The organism is Pseudomonas sp. GW822-FHT06B12 (genome assembly GCF_058799675.1).
In genome coordinates this window covers 121,428-137,517 of sequence record NZ_JBXALR010000003.1, presented here as the reverse complement: position 1 = coordinate 137,517, position 16,090 = coordinate 121,428, and the positions used below count along the sequence as shown (strand labels likewise).

Below are 16,090 nucleotides of genomic sequence, written 5' to 3'. Positions count from 1 at the left end.
GCTGGTGGCTGTTCATTGGGCGACGACCTTCACTGGCGAGCCATCATCGAGTTTGTCGGCACCCTCGGTGATCACCTGCTCGCCGGGCTTGAGGCCGTTCTCGAGAATCGCCGTGACGTCACCCATCGAAGGACCTGCCTTGATGTTGCGCAGGCTGGTCTTGTCGCCGTTGACCACAAACACGAAGTCACCCTTGCTGCCATGCTGAATCGCAGTGGTCGGCGTCACCGGCACCTGACTCAGGGTGTCGGCCTTGAGCCGGGCGTTGACGAACTGATTGGGAAACAACGCATTGCCGGGATCGTCGAACTGCGCCTTGACCTTGATCGTGCCAGTGCTGGTATCCACCTGATTATCCAGCGCCAGCATGAGGCCGGTGCCCAGCAGGCTGTGCTTGTTGCGGTCGTAGGCGAGCACCGTCACCGGGCCTTTGGCCATCGCTTGATGGATCGCGCCCAAATCATCCTCGGGCACCGCGAACACCACCGTCGCCGGGCGCATCTGGGTAATCACTGCAATGCCCGTGGTACTGGCGGTGGTCACGTAGTTGCCCGGATCGACCAGCCGCAAGCCCACCACGCCATCGACCGGTGAACTGATGGTGCAGTAACTCAACTGGACTTCGAGGTTCTGCACACTGCCTTGATCGGCGGCGACCGTGCCTTGTTGCTGCTGCACCAGGGACGCCTGGGTGTCGAGAGTTTGCTGGCTGGTGGAACCGACCTTGATCAGTTCGCGAAAGCGCGCCAGATCGCGCTGGGCATTACTCAACAGCGCTGAATCGTGAGCCAGCGTGCCTCTGGCCACGGCCAGTTGCGCCTTCAACGCCCGGTCGTCGATCCGCGCGATGACCTGACCCTTGCGCACCTGTTGGCCTTCCTCGAATTCGACCGAGGCGAGAATACCGTTGACCTGCGTCACCACGGTCACACTGCGGGTGGGCGTGACCGTCCCCAGGGCGTCGATGTACACCGGTATATCCTGCAAAGTCACCGCCGCAACCGCCACCGGCTCGGCAAGCTGCGCAGGCTTGCCTTTGTGTTGTCCACTCTCGCGGTAAAACCACAGGGCGGCGGCCAACAACACCAGCAGCGCAGCCCCGATCACCAGAGCAAATTTGCCTCGCCTGCTCTTCACCACGATTTCTCACTCAAACGGGCTGAACACCAAACGCAGCGATGCGAAGTGAATGCCGGGCCGTTTACACAAGAAATGGCCAAAAGGCCTGATCGCTCACTTGAACTTTAGCAGTGCGCCTGCCATTCACTTGCCCATCCGGCCATTTGTTCAGCCCCGAGACAGGCTCAAACGATGAGGGGCAGCCGGCAGCATTCTTGAGCGCCGCGCGAGGCCGGTGCTACCATGCGCAACCGCCAGCACAGGCAAGGAATCACCTGGTTTATGAGCACTATCCGCGAACGCAATAAAGAACTGATCCTGCGTGCCGCCAGTGAAGAGTTTGCCGACAAAGGCTTCGCCGCGACCAAAACCAGTGACATCGCGGCCAAGGCGGGGTTGCCCAAGCCCAACGTCTACTACTACTTCAAATCCAAGGAAAACCTCTACCGAGAGGTCCTTGAAAGCATCATCGAGCCGATCCTTGCGGCCTCGACGCCGTTCAACGCCGACGGTGTGCCCAGCGAAGTGCTCAGCGGCTACATTCGCTCGAAGATTCGTATCTCCCGTGACCTACCGTTCGCGTCCAAGGTGTTTGCCAGCGAGATCATGCACGGCGCACCACACCTGAGCGCCGACCTGGTCGAACAGCTCAACGCCCAGGCCAAGCACAATATCGACTGCATCCAGACCTGGATCGATCGCGGCCAGATCGCCCCCATCGACCCCAATCACCTGATGTTCAGCATCTGGGCCGCGACCCAGACCTACGCCGATTTCGACTGGCAGATCTCCGCCGTCACCGGCAAGGCCAAGCTGGATGAAAGCGACTACGAAGCGGCGGCGCAGACCATCATTCGGTTGGTGCTCAAGGGCTGTGAGCCTGACAGGTAGACCGCAGCGCCCCCAATCGCGAGCAAGCTCGCTCCCACAAGGTTCTTCTGTGTGCACACATTCTGTGAGCGACCGAGATCCAATGTGGGAGCGAGCTTGCTCGCGATGGCGGCAACTCGGTTAGTCGGTCAAACCCAGACGGCATCCCACAACGGATAGTCGCCAAGTCGCTCGACCAACCCCGCCCGCAACGGGTTTGCCACGACGTACCGGGCAAGCTCTACCAAGCCCTCCTCTCGCCGCAGCCCTCGATCGTGATAGCCCTGCTGCCAAAGACTGCCCTTGCGCCCAGTTGCCCTGTTCACCGCTCTCGTACTCAATGACTTGGTTTTTTGCATCAACTCACTCAGCGATCCGTGCTGCAACTCGATCAACCAATGAAAGTGATCTGGCATGACTACCCAGGCCAATGAGTTCGCCCAGCCCTGATCCTGCGCACTTCGAAATTGATCAATGACCAATCTGCCTAAAGCGAAATCCTCGAAAACAGCTTCTCGACCGAGTGTGTTAGTGGTCAGCAGATAAATTCGGTTCTGTTCGGCATAGCGGCCGATGCGCAAGCGATGTGAAGCGGGTAGATCCGGCATTCCCTGCCCCTTTCATGATCAAGTCATGAAGAAGGCTAGACCTGTGAATGCTTGAGGATGGGGCAAACTTTTAGCTGGATGTGTCTGGTAGATAGTCATCGCGAGCAAGCTCGCTCCCACAGTGGATCTCTGCCTCTCAGATAATCCCTGTGGGAGCGAGCTTGCTCGCGATGACGGTAGACTAGTCAGCACAAATCAAGCAGTCACACCCGCATCCGCCCGCAACCCCTGCTCCTCGATGGCGCTGATCGCGCATTGTTCATCGATGTCCGAGGTGTCGCCGCTGATGCCAATGGCCCCCAGCACAACCCCGTCCTGATCCCGAATCAGCACCCCGCCCGGCGCCGGTACGACGCTGCCCTGACCCAGGCTGTTCAACGCCGCGATAAACGCCGGACGCTGTTGCGCGTCGAGTGCCAATAGCCGCGAGCCCTTGCCCATCGCGATCGCGCCCCAGGCTTTGCCGATGGCGATCTGTGGGCGAAGCAGACTGGCGCCGTCTTCGCGCTGCAAGCTCAACAAATGCCCGCCGGCATCAAGTACTGCAATGGTCAGCGGTGCCGCGGCGATCTTGCGCCCCGCGGCTATGGCCTGACCGGTCAGGCTGACTGCAACTTTCAAGGTTAAAGCGCTCATGGGTGCCGTCCTTATCTTGTTATGGGAAAGCCTTTGGGTTTCTCTTTGTTGAGAAGCCCGATGCAATAAATAGAACACAATGAGTTATTTTTTTGTATACAATAATTTTCGAAAAGCAGCTCATGCGACGAAACGCCACAGTGTTTATGGCCCTCCGACGAATGAAACAGCCGCTTGAGAAAATGGATTGACCTGCGCCGTCCGCCGTGAATACACTCTGCGCAAAGCCACTTGTATACAATTACAAAACGTAAAGAGGCACAAAACCATGAGCAAAATGAGAGCAATCGAAGCCGCCGTTCTGGTGATGCGCCGTGAAGGGGTTGATACCGCTTTTGGCATTCCGGGCGCTGCAATCAACCCGCTGTACTCCGCCCTGCAAAAGGTCGGCGGCATCGATCACGTCCTCGCTCGCCACGTTGAAGGTGCCTCGCACATGGCCGAGGGTTACACCCGCACCAAGGCCGGCAACATCGGCGTGTGCATCGGCACCTCCGGCCCTGCCGGTACCGACATGGTCACCGGGCTCTACAGCGCCTCGGCCGACTCGATCCCGATTCTTTGCATCACCGGGCAAGCACCCCGCGCCCGTATGCACAAGGAAGACTTCCAGGCTGTCGATATCACCAGCATCGTCAAGCCAGTGACCAAATGGGCGACCACCGTTCTGGAACCGGGCCAGGTGCCTTACGCGTTTCAGAAAGCCTTCTATGAAATGCGCTCCGGCCGCCCAGGCCCGGTGCTGATCGACCTGCCGTTCGACGTGCAGATGGCCGAAATCGAATTCGACATTGACGCTTACGAGCCACTGCCACTGGCCAAGCCCGCGGCAACCCGCAAGCAAGTCGAGAAAGCCCTGGCCATGCTCGATCAGGCTGAGCGTCCATTGCTGGTGGCCGGCGGCGGCATCATCAACGCCGATGCCAGCGACCTGCTGGTGGAATTCGCCGAGCTGACCGGTATTCCGGTTATCCCGACGCTGATGGGCTGGGGCACGATCCCGGACGATCACCCGCTGATGGTCGGCATGGTTGGCTTGCAGACTTCGCACCGCTACGGCAACGCGACCATGCTCAAGTCCGACGTGGTACTGGGCGTCGGTAACCGTTGGGCCAACCGTCACACCGGTTCGGTTGAGGTGTACACCGAAGGCCGCAAATTCATTCACGTCGACATCGAACCGACCCAGATCGGCCGTGTGTTCACGCCGGATCAGGGCATCGTTTCCGACGCTGGCCTGGCATTGAAAATGTTCATCGAAGTCGCCCGCGAGTGGAAAGCCGCCGGCAAATTGAAGGACCGCAGCGCCTGGCTCAAAGACTGCCAGCAGCGCAAGGCCAGCCTGCACCGCAAGACTCACTTCGACAACGTGCCGGTCAAGCCGCAGCGCGTGTATGAAGAGATGAACCAGGTGTTCGGCAAAGAAACCTGCTACGTCAGCACCATCGGTTTGTCGCAGATTGCCGGCGCGCAGTTCCTGCACGTCTACAAACCGCGCCACTGGATCAACTGCGGTCAGGCCGGCCCTCTGGGCTGGACCATTCCGGCAGCGCTGGGCGTGGTCAAGGCTGACCCGAGCCGCAAGGTCGTGGCACTTTCGGGCGACTACGACTTCCAGTTCATGATCGAAGAACTGGCGGTGGGCGCGCAGTTCAAACTGCCGTACATCCACGTCGTGGTGAACAACTCGTACCTGGGTCTGATCCGTCAGGCGCAGCGCGGTTTCGACATGGACTACTGCGTGCAGCTGTCCTTCGACAACCTCAACGCACCGGAGCTCAATGGTTACGGGGTTGACCACGTAGCGGTTGCCGAAGGCCTGGGTTGCAAGGCGTTGCGCGTGTTCGAACCGGCTGGCATCGCCCCTGCCCTGCGCAAGGCCGAGGAGCTGATCGAGGAGTTCAAGGTGCCGGTGATCGTCGAGATCATCCTGGAGCGCGTGACCAACATTTCCATGGGCACCGAGATCAACGCCGTCAACGAATTCGAAGACCTGGCGCTGGTCGGCGCCGATGCACCAACGGCGATTTCGTTGCTCGACTGATCATGCCCCCCTGTGGGAGCGAGCTTGCTCGCGATGAGGCCAGCACATTCAACATTTCTGTTGTCTGGCACACCGCCATCGCGAGCAAGCTCGCTCCCACAGGAGGCCTCACAAATTTAGGAGACCACCATGCCGCGTTTCGCAGCCAACCTGTCCATGCTGTTTACCGAGCAGGATTTTCTTGCCCGCTTCGAAGCGGCCGCCAAAGCCGGCTTCAGTGGTGTCGAATACCTGTTCCCGTACGATTTCAGCTCCGCCGACATCAAGGCACAACTTGATGCCAACGGCCTGACCCAAGTGCTGTTCAACCTGCCGGCCGGCGACTGGGCCAAGGGTGAACGCGGGATCGCCTGCCATCCGGATCGCGTGGAAGAGTTCCGCGCCGGCGTCGATCTGGCGATCGCTTATGCACAGGTTCTGGGCAACACCCAAGTCAACTGCCTGGCCGGCATCCGCCCACAAGGCGTAGACGATGCCACCGTGGAAAAGACCTTTGTCGCCAACCTCAAATATGCCGCCGACAAGCTGCAAGCGGTGGGCATCAAACTGGTGATGGAAGCCATCAACACCCGTGACATCCCGGGCTTCTACCTGAACAACACCGCTCAGGCGCTGTCGATTCGCGAACAAGTGGGCAGTGCCAACCTGTTCCTGCAATACGACATCTACCACATGCAAATCATGGAGGGCGACCTGGCCCGCACCATGGCGACGCACCTGGGCGAGATCAACCACATTCAACTGGCCGACAACCCGGGCCGCAACGAGCCGGGCACCGGTGAAATCAACTACCGCTTCCTGTTCGAACACCTGGATCGCATCGGTTACCAGGGCTGGATCGGCTGTGAATACAAGCCGCTGACCACCACGGAAGCGGGTCTCGGTTGGTTGAAAACCCACAACGCAATCTGAAGTGATTTCCCTGTGGGAGCGAGCTTGCTCGCGATAGCGGTAGGACAGTCAACATAGATGCTGAATGTTATGGCCTCATCGCGAGCAAGCTCGCTCCCACAAAAGCAGCAGTCCCCCATTTGTTTGCAAGCAGCAATAAAAACAAGAGGATTTTCTCATGGCTAAAATCGGATTTATCGGCACCGGCATCATGGGCCACCCAATGGCGTTGAACCTGCAGAAAGCCGGTCACAGCCTGTTCCTGTCGGCGCACCACGACCCTGCCCCGGCTGATCTGGTCGCCGCTGGCGCGGTCGCTCTGGCGAGCCCGAAAGAAGTCGCTCAGGAAGCCGAATTCATCATCGTCATGGTGCCGGATACCCCACAAGTCGACGACGTGCTGTTCCGTGCCGACGGCGTTGCCGCCGGTGTTGGCAAAGGCAAGGTTGTCATCGACATGAGCTCGATCTCGCCAACCGCGACCAAAGCGTTCGCCGCGAAAATCAACGAGAAAGGCGCGCAATACCTCGACGCCCCGGTGTCCGGTGGTGAAGTCGGTGCCAAAGCCGCGACCCTGAGCATCATGGTCGGTGGCGACAGCGATGCTTTCGAACGCGCATTGCCGCTGTTTCAGAGCATGGGCAAGAACATCACCCTGGTCGGCGGCAATGGCGACGGTCAAACCGCCAAAGTGGCGAACCAGATCATCGTGGCGCTGAACATCCAGGCCGTGGCCGAAGCCTTGCTGTTCGCCTCGAAGAACGGTGCCGATCCTGCCAAGGTGCGTGAAGCGCTGATGGGTGGTTTCGCCTCCTCGAAGATCCTTGAAGTACACGGCGAGCGCATGATCAAAGGTACCTTCGATCCAGGCTTCCGCATCAGCCTGCACCAGAAGGACCTCAACCTGGCGCTGGCCGGTGCGCGCGAGCTGGGCATCAACCTGCCCAACACCGCAGGCACCCAGCAAGTGTTCAGCACCTGCGCAGCCATCGGTGGCAGCAACTGGGACCACTCGGCGCTGATCAAGGGCCTGGAACACATGGCGAACTTCTCGATTCGCGATAAATAAACCCTGCACAAAACCTGTGGGAGCGGGCCTGCTCGCGATGGAATCACCGCGATATACCTGAAACACCGTGGTGCCTGAATCGCGAGCAGGCTCGCTCCCACAGGGAACCGAGTCGCCCTCCAATAACAAGAATTCCGGGAGCCCGCCATGTCGGTCGATCCACAACAATTCCTGCGCGAGCTGTTCGCCACAGCCATCGACGCTGCCCATCCGCAGCATGTCCTCGAAGCCCATTTACCCAAAGATCGCAGCGCTCGCGTGATCGTCATCGGCGCCGGCAAAGCTGCCGCCGCCATGGCCCAGGTGGTCGAGCGCTGCTGGCAGGGCGAAGTGTCTGGCCTGGTGGTCACCCGCTATGGTCACGGCGCCCCATGCGAAAAAATCGAAGTGGTCGAAGCGGCCCACCCGGTGCCTGATGCAGCCGGTCTGGCCGTGGCCAAACGGGTGCTGGAACTGGTCAGCAATCTGACCGAAAACGATCGTGTGATCTTCCTGCTCTCAGGCGGCGGCTCGGCCTTGCTCGCCTTGCCAGCAGCCGGCATCACCCTGGCCGACAAACAGGCGATCAACAAAGCCCTGCTCAAATCCGGCGCGACCATTGGCGAGATGAACTGCGTGCGCAAGCACCTCTCGGCGATCAAGGGCGGCCGTCTGGGCAAAGCCTGCTGGCCCGCGACCGTTTACACCTATGCCATTTCCGATGTCCCGGGCGACCTCGCCACCGTGATCGCTTCCGGCCCGACCGTGGCCGATCCGAGCACCTCGGCCGAAGCCCTGGCCATTCTCAAACGCTACGCCATCGAGGTTCCGGCTTCGGTGCGCAGCTGGTTGCAAAGTCCTGAATCGGAAACCGTAAAACCCGGTGATCCGAGTCTGGCCCGCAGCCATTTCCAACTGATTGCCCGCCCGCAGCAATCCCTGGAAGCGGCCGCAGTAAAAGCCCGTCAGGCCGGTTTCAGTCCGTTGATCCTTGGCGATCTGGAAGGCGAATCCCGCGAGGTGGCGAAAGTCCACGCCGGCATCGCGCGTCAGGTAGTACTCCACGGCCAGCCGTTGGCGGCGCCTTGCGTGATTCTCTCTGGTGGCGAAACCACCGTCACCGTGCGCGGCAATGGTCGTGGCGGACGCAACGCCGAGTTTCTGCTGAGCCTGACCGACAGCCTCAAGGGCCTGCCCGGTGTCTACGCGCTGGCCGGTGATACCGACGGCATCGACGGCTCCGAAGACAACGCCGGCGCGATCATGACCCCGGACAGCTACGCCCGCGCCGCCGCCCTCGGCTTGAGCGCCAGCGATGAACTGGACAACAACAATGGATACGGCTATTTCGCGGCGCTCGACGGGCTGATCGTCACCGAGCCGACGCGCACCAACGTCAACGACTTCCGTGCCATTCTGATTCTCGAGAGCCCTGAAAATGACGCCTGATAAAAAGGTCAAAATCCTCGCCACCCTCGGCCCCGCCACCGACGGAATCAATGAGATCCGCGAGCTGGTCGAAGCCGGGGTAAACATCTTTCGGCTGAACTTCAGCCACGGCGATCACGCCGACCACGCCCAGCGCTACCAGTGGATCCGCGAAGTCGAGCGCCAACTGAATTATCCGCTCGGCATTCTGATGGACCTGCAAGGCCCGAAACTGAGAGTCGGCAAGTTCGCCGAAGGCAAGGTGCAACTGCTGCGCGGTCAGGCCCTGCGCCTGGACCTCGACACAACGCCGGGTGACGAGCGTCGGGTCAACCTGCCGCACCCGGAAATCATCGCCGCGCTGGAACCCGGCATGGACCTGCTGCTGGACGACGGCAAACTGCGTCTGCGGGTGGTGACCAAGTACGCCGATGCCATCGACACCACGGTGCTCAACGGCGGTGAACTGTCGGATCGTAAAGGTGTGAACGTGCCACAAGCGGTACTCGAACTCAGCCCGTTGACCGCCAAGGATCGTCGTGACCTGAGCTTCGGTCTGGAGCTGGGTGTGGACTGGGTCGCGCTGTCGTTTGTGCAGCGTCCGGAAGACATTCGTGAAGCCCGCTCACTGATCGGCGACAAAGCCTTTTTGATGGCGAAAATCGAGAAGCCGTCGGCCGTTGAACAACTGCGCGAAATCGCCGAGCTGAGCGACGCGATCATGGTTGCCCGTGGTGACCTGGGCGTGGAAGTGCCGGCCGAGAGCGTGCCGCAGATCCAGAAAGACATCATCAGCACCTGCCGCCAGCTCGGCAAACCGGTGGTAGTGGCGACCCAGATGCTGGAGTCGATGCGTTTCTCCCCGGCGCCGACCCGCGCCGAGGTGACTGACGTCGCCAACGCTGTGGCCGAAGGTGCTGATGCGGTGATGCTGTCGGCGGAAACTGCCTCGGGCGATTACCCGCTTGAAGCGGTGCAGATGATGAGCAAGATCATCCGTCAGGTCGAAAGCGGCCCGGATTACCAGGCGCAACTGGACGTCAGCCGACCAAAAGCCGAAGCCACCACCTCGGACGCCATCAGCTGTGCGATCCGCCGGATCAGCAACATCCTGCCGGTGGCGGTGTTGGTGAACTACAGCGAATCCGGCAGTTCGAGTTTGCGTGCTGCGCGGGAGCGGCCAGCGGTGCCGATCCTCAACCTGACGCCGAACCTTTCAACTGCGCGGCGCTTGAGCGTGGCGTGGGGCGTGCATTCGGTGGTCAACGACCGTCTGCGTCAGGTCGATGAGGTGTGCTCCACCGCGCTGGAAATCGCCCAGGCGCAAGGCATGGCCAAGCGCGGCGACACGTTGTTGATCACTGCGGGTGTGCCTTTCGGTCAGCCGGGATCAACTAACTCGTTGCGCATCGAGACGTTGATTTAGCGCCTGTTCCGGCCTCATCGCGAGTAGGCTCGCTCCCACAGTTGATTTGTGTTGTTCGCAGATCTGACAACTGAACAAAGATTCAGTGTGGGAGCGAGCCTGCTCGCGATGGGGGCGCCTCGGTTTACCAGACATAGACTCGAAATGCCCTCAAACCACTTCAACACCCACTGCCCCGACTGGGCCACTGCCCTGCTCAACGGCTTCAGCCAGATTTTCCTCCAGCGCCATCCGCTGTGCGGCCTGCTGTGCCTGTTGGCCATCCTGTTTACCGCTCCGACGTTGCTCGGCGGCGCCCTGTTGGGTGGCGTGGCCGGTTTGCTCACAGCGCAACGTCGTGGCTACGCCAAGGCTGATCGCCAGGCCGGGCTCTTCAGCTACAACGGCGTATTGCTCGGCCTGTTGCTGAGCCTGCAATTTCGTTGGTCAGCCATGCTGCCGCCACTGATCATCGCCTGCGGCGGACTGAGCGCGATCATCACCGAGCAATGGCTCAAGCGCGCTCGCGACACGCATTTCCTGCCCGCCTATACCGCACCTTTCGTGGGATTGGGCTGGATACTGCTGAGCTTTGCCGCACCGGCACCCTCGCCCCCTGCGCCACTGCCGGCACTCGATGCCCTGAACCTGCTCGGCGCCGAGTTCAAAGGCCTGGGCCAGGTCATCTTCCTCGACCATCCCCTGGCGGGTGCGTTGATCGCTGCCGGGCTGTTGCTTGCCGACCGCCGCGCCGCCGTCTGGGCGCTGGTCGGTTCCTGCGCGGGCCTGGCCTGCGCTTTGTGGCTCAACGAAACCTCCGGCGCATTGCTCGGCCTTTATGGCTACAACCCGGCACTCGCCGCCCTTGCCTTCAGTCAGCAACGCCGTCAACCCTGGTTGCCGTTGCTGGGGATTGCACTGGCGATTCTCCTCACACCGGTTTTCGCTGCCGTGGGGTTGGCGACCTTGACCGCGCCGTTCATCCTCGCCTGCTGGTTGCTGCGTGCGGGTCTTCGCCTGCTGCGCCAAGCGACCACAGACAGTACGCCTTGCCAAACCTCGGAGAATCAACCTAGGCTGCGCTGATTTATGGCCAAGGCGATTTGAATGGACAGCAACGACACGTGGCGCAACCGCCTGTACGTGATGATTTTCCAGACCGACACGGTGGCCGGGCGACGCTTCGACAGCACGCTGTTACTGATCATCCTCGCCAGTCTGGTGGTAGTGATCCTCGACAGCATCGATGACGTTCATCAGAACTTCGCCAATACGCTGGCGTACATCGAGTGGGGCTTTACCCTGATCTTCCTGGTCGAGTACGTGTTGCGCCTGTACTGCTCGCCCAGGCCGCTGCGCTATGCCTTCAGCTTCTATGGGCTTGTGGATTTGCTGGCGATTGTTCCAGGGGTCCTTGCGCTGTATTACAGCGACGCGCAGTACCTGCTGATCATCCGAATCATCCGTATGCTGCGGATCTTTCGCGTGCTCAAACTGCTTCCCTACCTGAAACAGGCCCATTACCTGCTCGATGCCCTGCGCGGCAGCAAACAGAAAATCATCGTATTCCTGCTCAGTGTCTGCACGCTGGTGACCGTGTTCGGCACCTTGATGTACGTGGTCGAAGGCCCGGAGCATGGCTTTACCAGCATTCCCAAAGGGATCTACTGGGCGATCGTCACCCTGACCACTGTCGGTTATGGCGACATCGTGCCCAAGACTGCATTGGGGCAAGTTATCTCGGCGATGGTGATGATCACCGGTTACTCAATCATCGCCGTCCCCACCGGGATTTTTACCGCCGAACTGGCCAACGCCATGCGCGGCGAACAGTTGCAACATGACTGCCCGGTATGCAGCAAGAACCAGCATGAACACAGCGCGGCGTTCTGCTCACGCTGCGGTAATGCGCTGTTCAAGAAAATGGAATAAGCAAAGTACTTTTTAATCTTTAAAGGGATATGTAGCCCCGGCTATAGTCGACGGCAAAAGGTGTCGACACCCCTTTGATGAATAACAAATAGCTCCTACCCAAAAAGGAATGTGCAGTGAAAAAGATCTTTGGCGCCTCACTTCTGGCCGCTGGCCTGGCCCTCGCGAGCGTGGCCCAGGCCGCACCGACCCTGCTCAACGTGTCCTACGACGTGATGCGCGATTTCTACAAAGACTACAACACTGCCTTCCAGAAACACTGGCAAGCCGAGCACAACGAAAACATCACCTTGCAGATGTCCTTCGGCGGCTCCAGCAAACAGGCCCGCTCCGTGATCGATGGCCTGCCGGCTGACGTCATCACCATGAACATGGCCACCGACATCAACGCCCTGGTCGATAACGGCAAACTGGTGCCGGACAACTGGGTCACGCGCCTGCCGGACCACAGCGCGCCGTTCACTTCCGCCACCGTGTTTATCGTTCGCAAGGGCAACCCGAAAGCCCTGAAAGACTGGCCCGACCTGCTCAAGGACGGCGTGCAGGTGATCGTGCCCAACCCGAAAACCTCGGGTAACGGCCGCTACACGTATTTGTCGGCCTGGGGTTACGTGTTGAAAAACGGCGGTGACGAGAACAAGGCCAAGGCCTTCGTCGGCAAGCTGTTCAAACAAGCCCCGGTACTCGACACCGGCGGCCGCGCCGCCACCACTACCTTCATGACCAACCAGATCGGCGACGTGCTGGTGACCTTCGAAAACGAAGCGGAAATGATCGCCCGCGAATTCGGCCGCGACCAGTTCGAAGTGATCTACCCAAGCGTCTCCGCCGAAGCCGAACCGCCGGTGAGCGTGGTCGACAAAGTCGTCGACAAGAAAGGCACCCGCGCTGCCGCCGAGGAATACCTGAAATACCTGTGGTCCCCGGAAGGCCAGGAAATCGCCGCCGCCAACTACCTGCGCCCGCGTGACCCGGCGGTACTTGCCAAGCACACCGACAGGTTCCCGAAAGTCGACTTCCTGTCAGTGGAGAAAACCTTCGGTGACTGGCGCACCGTGCAGAAAACCCACTTCAACGATGGCGGGATTTTCGACCAGATTTACAGCGGACAGTAAGCGCTGGGCCAGTCATGAAAAAGGCGACCTGCACAGGTCGCCTTTTTTATACTCGCAGGTGACTCACATCGGTGGCGCCACGCCATCCTTGCCGGCCGAAATCGATTGCGCCGTCAGGGTGCCGTCGGCGCTTTGGGTGGCGAACAGCACGACCTTGACCCCGACTTTAAGCAGGCTGCGGTCAGCCGGTGTCAGGTTGACGATCGGCACGTCTTCCGGCACCAGGATCGTCTGCTGACCCCCCTTGTAATTGACGGTCAGGATTCGGCCATTGCTGACCACCAGATCAGCGACGATGCCATTGGTCATGCTGCTGCCCTTGACCAGATCGAATGGGCGGTGGCCGTCGCCGGTGCCGGCCATTTCGGGCGGGAACACATGCACTTCCAGCGCCTTGAGCGTGCCATCGGCTTGCGGTATCGCCGCTGAGCCAATGTAACTGCCGGGCTTGATGTCTTCGATGTTGGCCAGGGTTACGGCGCGAACCTGGGTGTCCTTGGTCAACTGGATGACCACGTCCTCGCCGCTGTTGGCGTGCACTCTCAAGACCTCTTCGGATACGCCGATGATTTCACCGCGCACGCCGATACGCATGCCCGGTGCGTCCTCGGCCAGAACAGAAGTGGCGATCAGCACGCAGCCCAGGGAAATCGCGCCAATGTTGCGTATCAGGCTACCAAACATCGTTTTCATGGGACCCGTTTCCATTGATAAAACGTTGAAAATTGACTGATACAAGAGAGCTCACCGCTCACATAAATCATATGCGCTATGGAACAAGATGAAAGCTTCGCGGGCATCGAACCACCGCCCGCGAACAGCCCTCAATGCCGCACCAACTTTTCCATCGCCGCGTCCGCCAAAAACGAAGAGCGGCTTTTGACATTGTGCTCACGCACGTAACGGTCAATGCGCTGGATAACGTAGCCGGGCAACGTCACGTTGACCTTCTCGGTTTTGCCGAGGTAAGGCGCGATATCGAGCTCCAGCATGCCCCAGCCCATGTCGGCAAAGTCCGGGTTGCTCCGGTGCGTCGCCGCTGAAGTCGGCATCGGAATGTCCTCCCCACCGGCCACGATCTCTTGCAACATGAGATGAGCAACTTCGACTGCCGCGTTGTAAGCCTCTTCAAACGTGTCGCCTGCGGTGACGGCGCCCGGAATATCGGGGATCTGAATACCGATGGCGGTGTTCTCGTCGCCCCACTCGATACAGATGGGATATTGCATTACGGATCTCCTGCGTAACTGGCCACCGGGTAGTGAAGCCCGGCTCGCCTCCTTGCACCGGCCTGATTAAAAATAACTCTAGAGTTATATTTACTCAAGCACAAAACACCGATGCATGACGTACGGTTGTTTTACAGGGTGTTGAATCGAGCGCTGATTTGCGTAGAAGAGAGCCAAGAGTTTCGTTTATTGCGATTTTCGTTTAATTCGAATAGCCTTCCTGAATCGCCTATTCAGAACACCGGAAATCATCATGTCGACTGTCACTCATCCACCGATCAATCTACCCATGGAACGTGAGGTACAGGCCGCCATCGAAGGTCAGCGTACCTTGGCAGGCTATCTCGCCACGCAGTTCGACACTCAGCGGATTCAGATTTTCGATGAGCAGAATGAAGCACACAGCGTCGAACTTCCCACTTCGGCCCTGCGGTTGCTTGTCGATATCCTGGCGGAGCTGGCAGCGGGCAATGCGGTCAAAGTAGTGCCGGTTCATGCTGAACTCACCACGCAGGAAGCCGCCGACCTACTGAATGTCTCACGTCCGCACCTGATCAAACTGCTGGAATCCGGGGAACTGTCCTACCACAAAACCGGCAAGCACCGGCGTGTGCGTTTTGCCGAATTGATGGACTATAAAAGCAAGCGCGATGCGGCCAGTGAACAAGCAATGGCATTACTCGCAGAACAGGCACAGGCGTTGAGGTTCGGATACGAGTGAGGCACTCCTCTTTTACTGTTGTATACGACGCTTGTGTTCTTTACCCCGCACCCTTACGCGACTTTCTGATGTGGCTCGCACTTTCCGGACGGTTTCGAGCGAGATGGACACTGGAGATACACAACGAATGGAAAAGGAATCTTCTGAAAAACCGTCCTGATCTGATACCTGAACAATTGGATCGCACATCCGACCTGATGAATCGGGCCATACCCGACGCCTGCGTAACCGGTTATGAAAACCTCATCGAAGGACTTTCGCTGCCAGATGTTAATGACCGTCATGTCCTGGCTGCCGCCATACGCTGTAATGCCAGCGTCATCGTGACCTTCAACCAAAAAGACTTCCCGACCAGAAAGCTCGACCCCTTTGGCATCGAAGCCCAGCACCCCGACGAATTTATCGATAACCTTTTCGACCTGGATCCTGCGGCGGTTATTGCGTCAGCCCAACGGCAGCGCCAGCAACTGAAACTGCCCCCCATGAATGTCGATACCTACCTGGATCTTCTGCTACGCCAAGGCCTGGTACAGTCGGTAAAGGCGCTAACCGAATACCGAGCCATTCTTTAACCCTTACGGCTAGAAGCACCTGCAAAAACGGCGACCCTGAGGTCGCCGTTATCGTTATTGTCCGAATTGCCTTCCCAGCCCGGAAGGAACGCCATGGATGTCCGTCTCTTCCCACGGCCCATTCGGGCTGATGCTGCGGCTCCAGCCGTTGTTCCAACGGTAGTAGGTACGCTGGCGGTAGAAGGTGTCGGTCTGATCGTCGAGGACGTAGACGCCGAGCTTCGCATCCCAGTGGCTGTTGCCGCCGGGTGGTGGCGCGAAACTCGCCGAAGTGCGTGGCTGCGATTTGGCCGGCTTGTTTGGGGTCATCGGTTTGCCGGGGGCTGTCGATGGCGACGGTTTGCTGCCTGGGTACGATGACGGGATTGGCGGCAAGGTGCCTTCATGTGAAGGCTGCTGGACCGCACATGCGCTTAACCCCAAGACTAGACTGAGCAAGGTGATACGAGCGATGGCGGTCATAGCGGATTTC

The 16,090-nt window shown here is 59.5% G+C and carries 17 protein-coding genes; 11 read left to right on the top strand and 6 right to left on the bottom strand.

The window, feature by feature from the left end:
* Positions 1 to 12: 12 nt before the first annotated feature.
* Positions 13 to 1,140 (bottom strand): efflux RND transporter periplasmic adaptor subunit, encoded by a 1,128-nt coding sequence (locus tag AC1RKH_RS08055; protein ID WP_493063654.1) that lies wholly within the window; start codon positions 1,138 to 1,140, stop codon positions 13 to 15.
* Between the two features lie 261 nt (positions 1,141 to 1,401).
* Here AC1RKH_RS08055 and AC1RKH_RS08050 point away from each other — a divergent pair, with 261 nt between their 5' ends.
* Positions 1,402 to 2,010 carry a TetR/AcrR family transcriptional regulator gene (locus AC1RKH_RS08050; protein WP_123423283.1) on the top strand — a complete coding sequence of 203 codons (609 nt, stop codon included), beginning with the start codon at positions 1,402 to 1,404 and terminating at the stop codon, positions 2,008 to 2,010.
* A gap of 128 nt (positions 2,011 to 2,138) precedes the next feature.
* On the opposite strand, the gene AC1RKH_RS08045 is transcribed toward AC1RKH_RS08050, so the two are convergent.
* Positions 2,139 to 2,597, bottom strand: a complete 459-nt coding sequence (locus tag AC1RKH_RS08045; RefSeq protein WP_493063655.1) for an REP-associated tyrosine transposase — start codon at positions 2,595 to 2,597, stop codon at positions 2,139 to 2,141.
* A 195-nt stretch (positions 2,598 to 2,792) separates the two neighbouring features.
* The gene (locus AC1RKH_RS08040) at positions 2,793 to 3,233 is read right to left on the bottom strand and encodes a GlcG/HbpS family heme-binding protein (protein ID WP_493063656.1); all 441 of its coding nucleotides are present in this window, start codon (positions 3,231 to 3,233) and stop codon (positions 2,793 to 2,795) included.
* 268 nt (positions 3,234 to 3,501) lie between these two features.
* Here AC1RKH_RS08040 and gcl point away from each other — a divergent pair, with 268 nt between their 5' ends.
* The 8 genes from gcl to AC1RKH_RS08000 all read left to right on the top strand — a co-directional run bounded on the left by gcl (position 3,502) and on the right by AC1RKH_RS08000 (position 13,096).
* Complete coding sequence (gcl, locus tag AC1RKH_RS08035; RefSeq protein ID WP_493063657.1) at positions 3,502 to 5,277, top strand: glyoxylate carboligase; 1,776 nt, start codon at positions 3,502 to 3,504, stop codon at positions 5,275 to 5,277.
* A 129-nt stretch (positions 5,278 to 5,406) separates the two neighbouring features.
* A complete protein-coding gene (gene hyi / locus AC1RKH_RS08030; RefSeq protein WP_493063658.1) occupies positions 5,407 to 6,189 on the top strand; it encodes a hydroxypyruvate isomerase in 783 nt (260 codons plus the stop codon).
* A gap of 157 nt (positions 6,190 to 6,346) precedes the next feature.
* On the top strand, positions 6,347 to 7,237 hold the full coding sequence (locus AC1RKH_RS08025) for a 2-hydroxy-3-oxopropionate reductase (RefSeq protein ID WP_123423287.1): 891 nt from the start codon (positions 6,347 to 6,349) through the stop codon (positions 7,235 to 7,237).
* 147 nt (positions 7,238 to 7,384) lie between these two features.
* Positions 7,385 to 8,665 carry a glycerate kinase type-2 family protein gene (locus AC1RKH_RS08020; protein ID WP_493063659.1) on the top strand — a complete coding sequence of 427 codons (1,281 nt, stop codon included), beginning with the start codon at positions 7,385 to 7,387 and terminating at the stop codon, positions 8,663 to 8,665.
* Complete coding sequence (gene pyk, locus AC1RKH_RS08015; RefSeq protein ID WP_493063660.1) at positions 8,655 to 10,070, top strand: pyruvate kinase; 1,416 nt, start codon at positions 8,655 to 8,657, stop codon at positions 10,068 to 10,070. The genes AC1RKH_RS08020 and pyk overlap by 11 nt, the downstream gene beginning before the upstream one ends.
* Positions 10,071 to 10,214: 144 nt before the next feature.
* Positions 10,215 to 11,135 carry an urea transporter gene (locus tag AC1RKH_RS08010; protein ID WP_493063661.1) on the top strand — a complete coding sequence of 307 codons (921 nt, stop codon included), beginning with the start codon at positions 10,215 to 10,217 and terminating at the stop codon, positions 11,133 to 11,135.
* Positions 11,136 to 11,156: 21 nt separating this feature from the next.
* Positions 11,157 to 11,981: an ion transporter gene (locus AC1RKH_RS08005; protein ID WP_493063662.1), complete on the top strand. Its 825-nt coding sequence runs from the start codon at positions 11,157 to 11,159 to the stop codon at positions 11,979 to 11,981.
* 116 nt (positions 11,982 to 12,097) lie between these two features.
* Positions 12,098 to 13,096 (top strand): sulfate ABC transporter substrate-binding protein, encoded by a 999-nt coding sequence (locus tag AC1RKH_RS08000; protein ID WP_477768431.1) that lies wholly within the window; start codon positions 12,098 to 12,100, stop codon positions 13,094 to 13,096.
* Positions 13,097 to 13,159: 63 nt separating this feature from the next.
* Here AC1RKH_RS08000 and AC1RKH_RS07995 read toward each other — a convergent pair whose 3' ends face one another.
* Positions 13,160 to 13,789 (bottom strand): hypothetical protein, encoded by a 630-nt coding sequence (locus tag AC1RKH_RS07995; RefSeq protein WP_493063663.1) that lies wholly within the window; start codon positions 13,787 to 13,789, stop codon positions 13,160 to 13,162.
* A 131-nt stretch (positions 13,790 to 13,920) separates the two neighbouring features.
* Positions 13,921 to 14,325, bottom strand: coding sequence for a type II toxin-antitoxin system HicB family antitoxin (locus AC1RKH_RS07990; RefSeq protein WP_493063664.1), 405 nt, complete (start codon positions 14,323 to 14,325; stop codon positions 13,921 to 13,923).
* A gap of 253 nt (positions 14,326 to 14,578) precedes the next feature.
* Here AC1RKH_RS07990 and AC1RKH_RS07985 point away from each other — a divergent pair, with 253 nt between their 5' ends.
* A complete protein-coding gene (locus tag AC1RKH_RS07985) occupies positions 14,579 to 15,046 on the top strand; it encodes a helix-turn-helix domain-containing protein (protein WP_493063665.1) in 468 nt (155 codons plus the stop codon).
* On the top strand, positions 15,043 to 15,618 hold the full coding sequence (locus AC1RKH_RS07980) for a PIN domain-containing protein (RefSeq protein WP_493063666.1): 576 nt from the start codon (positions 15,043 to 15,045) through the stop codon (positions 15,616 to 15,618). The genes AC1RKH_RS07985 and AC1RKH_RS07980 overlap by 4 nt, the downstream gene beginning before the upstream one ends.
* A gap of 54 nt (positions 15,619 to 15,672) precedes the next feature.
* Here the strand turns inward: AC1RKH_RS07980 and AC1RKH_RS07975 are convergent, their stop codons facing one another.
* Positions 15,673 to 16,080, bottom strand: a complete 408-nt coding sequence (locus tag AC1RKH_RS07975) for a hypothetical protein (protein ID WP_493063667.1) — start codon at positions 16,078 to 16,080, stop codon at positions 15,673 to 15,675.
* Positions 16,081 to 16,090: the final 10 nt, after the last annotated feature.

Coding starts and splice junctions, on each gene's coding strand:
- AC1RKH_RS08025 (WP_123423287.1), top strand. CDS start 6,347: ATGGCTAAAATCGGATTTATCGGCACCGGCATCATGGGCCACCCAATG.
- AC1RKH_RS07995 (WP_493063663.1), bottom strand. CDS start 13,789: ATGAAAACGATGTTTGGTAGCCTGATACGCAACATTGGCGCGATTTCC.
- AC1RKH_RS07975 (WP_493063667.1), bottom strand. CDS start 16,080: ATGACCGCCATCGCTCGTATCACCTTGCTCAGTCTAGTCTTGGGGTTA.
- AC1RKH_RS08005 (WP_493063662.1), top strand. CDS start 11,157: ATGGACAGCAACGACACGTGGCGCAACCGCCTGTACGTGATGATTTTC.
- AC1RKH_RS08010 (WP_493063661.1), top strand. CDS start 10,215: ATGCCCTCAAACCACTTCAACACCCACTGCCCCGACTGGGCCACTGCC.
- gcl (WP_493063657.1), top strand. CDS start 3,502: ATGAGCAAAATGAGAGCAATCGAAGCCGCCGTTCTGGTGATGCGCCGT.
- AC1RKH_RS08045 (WP_493063655.1), bottom strand. CDS start 2,597: ATGCCGGATCTACCCGCTTCACATCGCTTGCGCATCGGCCGCTATGCC.
- pyk (WP_493063660.1), top strand. CDS start 8,655: ATGACGCCTGATAAAAAGGTCAAAATCCTCGCCACCCTCGGCCCCGCC.
- AC1RKH_RS08050 (WP_123423283.1), top strand. CDS start 1,402: ATGAGCACTATCCGCGAACGCAATAAAGAACTGATCCTGCGTGCCGCC.
- AC1RKH_RS08040 (WP_493063656.1), bottom strand. CDS start 3,233: ATGAGCGCTTTAACCTTGAAAGTTGCAGTCAGCCTGACCGGTCAGGCC.
- AC1RKH_RS08020 (WP_493063659.1), top strand. CDS start 7,385: ATGTCGGTCGATCCACAACAATTCCTGCGCGAGCTGTTCGCCACAGCC.
- AC1RKH_RS07985 (WP_493063665.1), top strand. CDS start 14,579: ATGTCGACTGTCACTCATCCACCGATCAATCTACCCATGGAACGTGAG.
- hyi (WP_493063658.1), top strand. CDS start 5,407: ATGCCGCGTTTCGCAGCCAACCTGTCCATGCTGTTTACCGAGCAGGAT.
- AC1RKH_RS07990 (WP_493063664.1), bottom strand. CDS start 14,325: ATGCAATATCCCATCTGTATCGAGTGGGGCGACGAGAACACCGCCATC.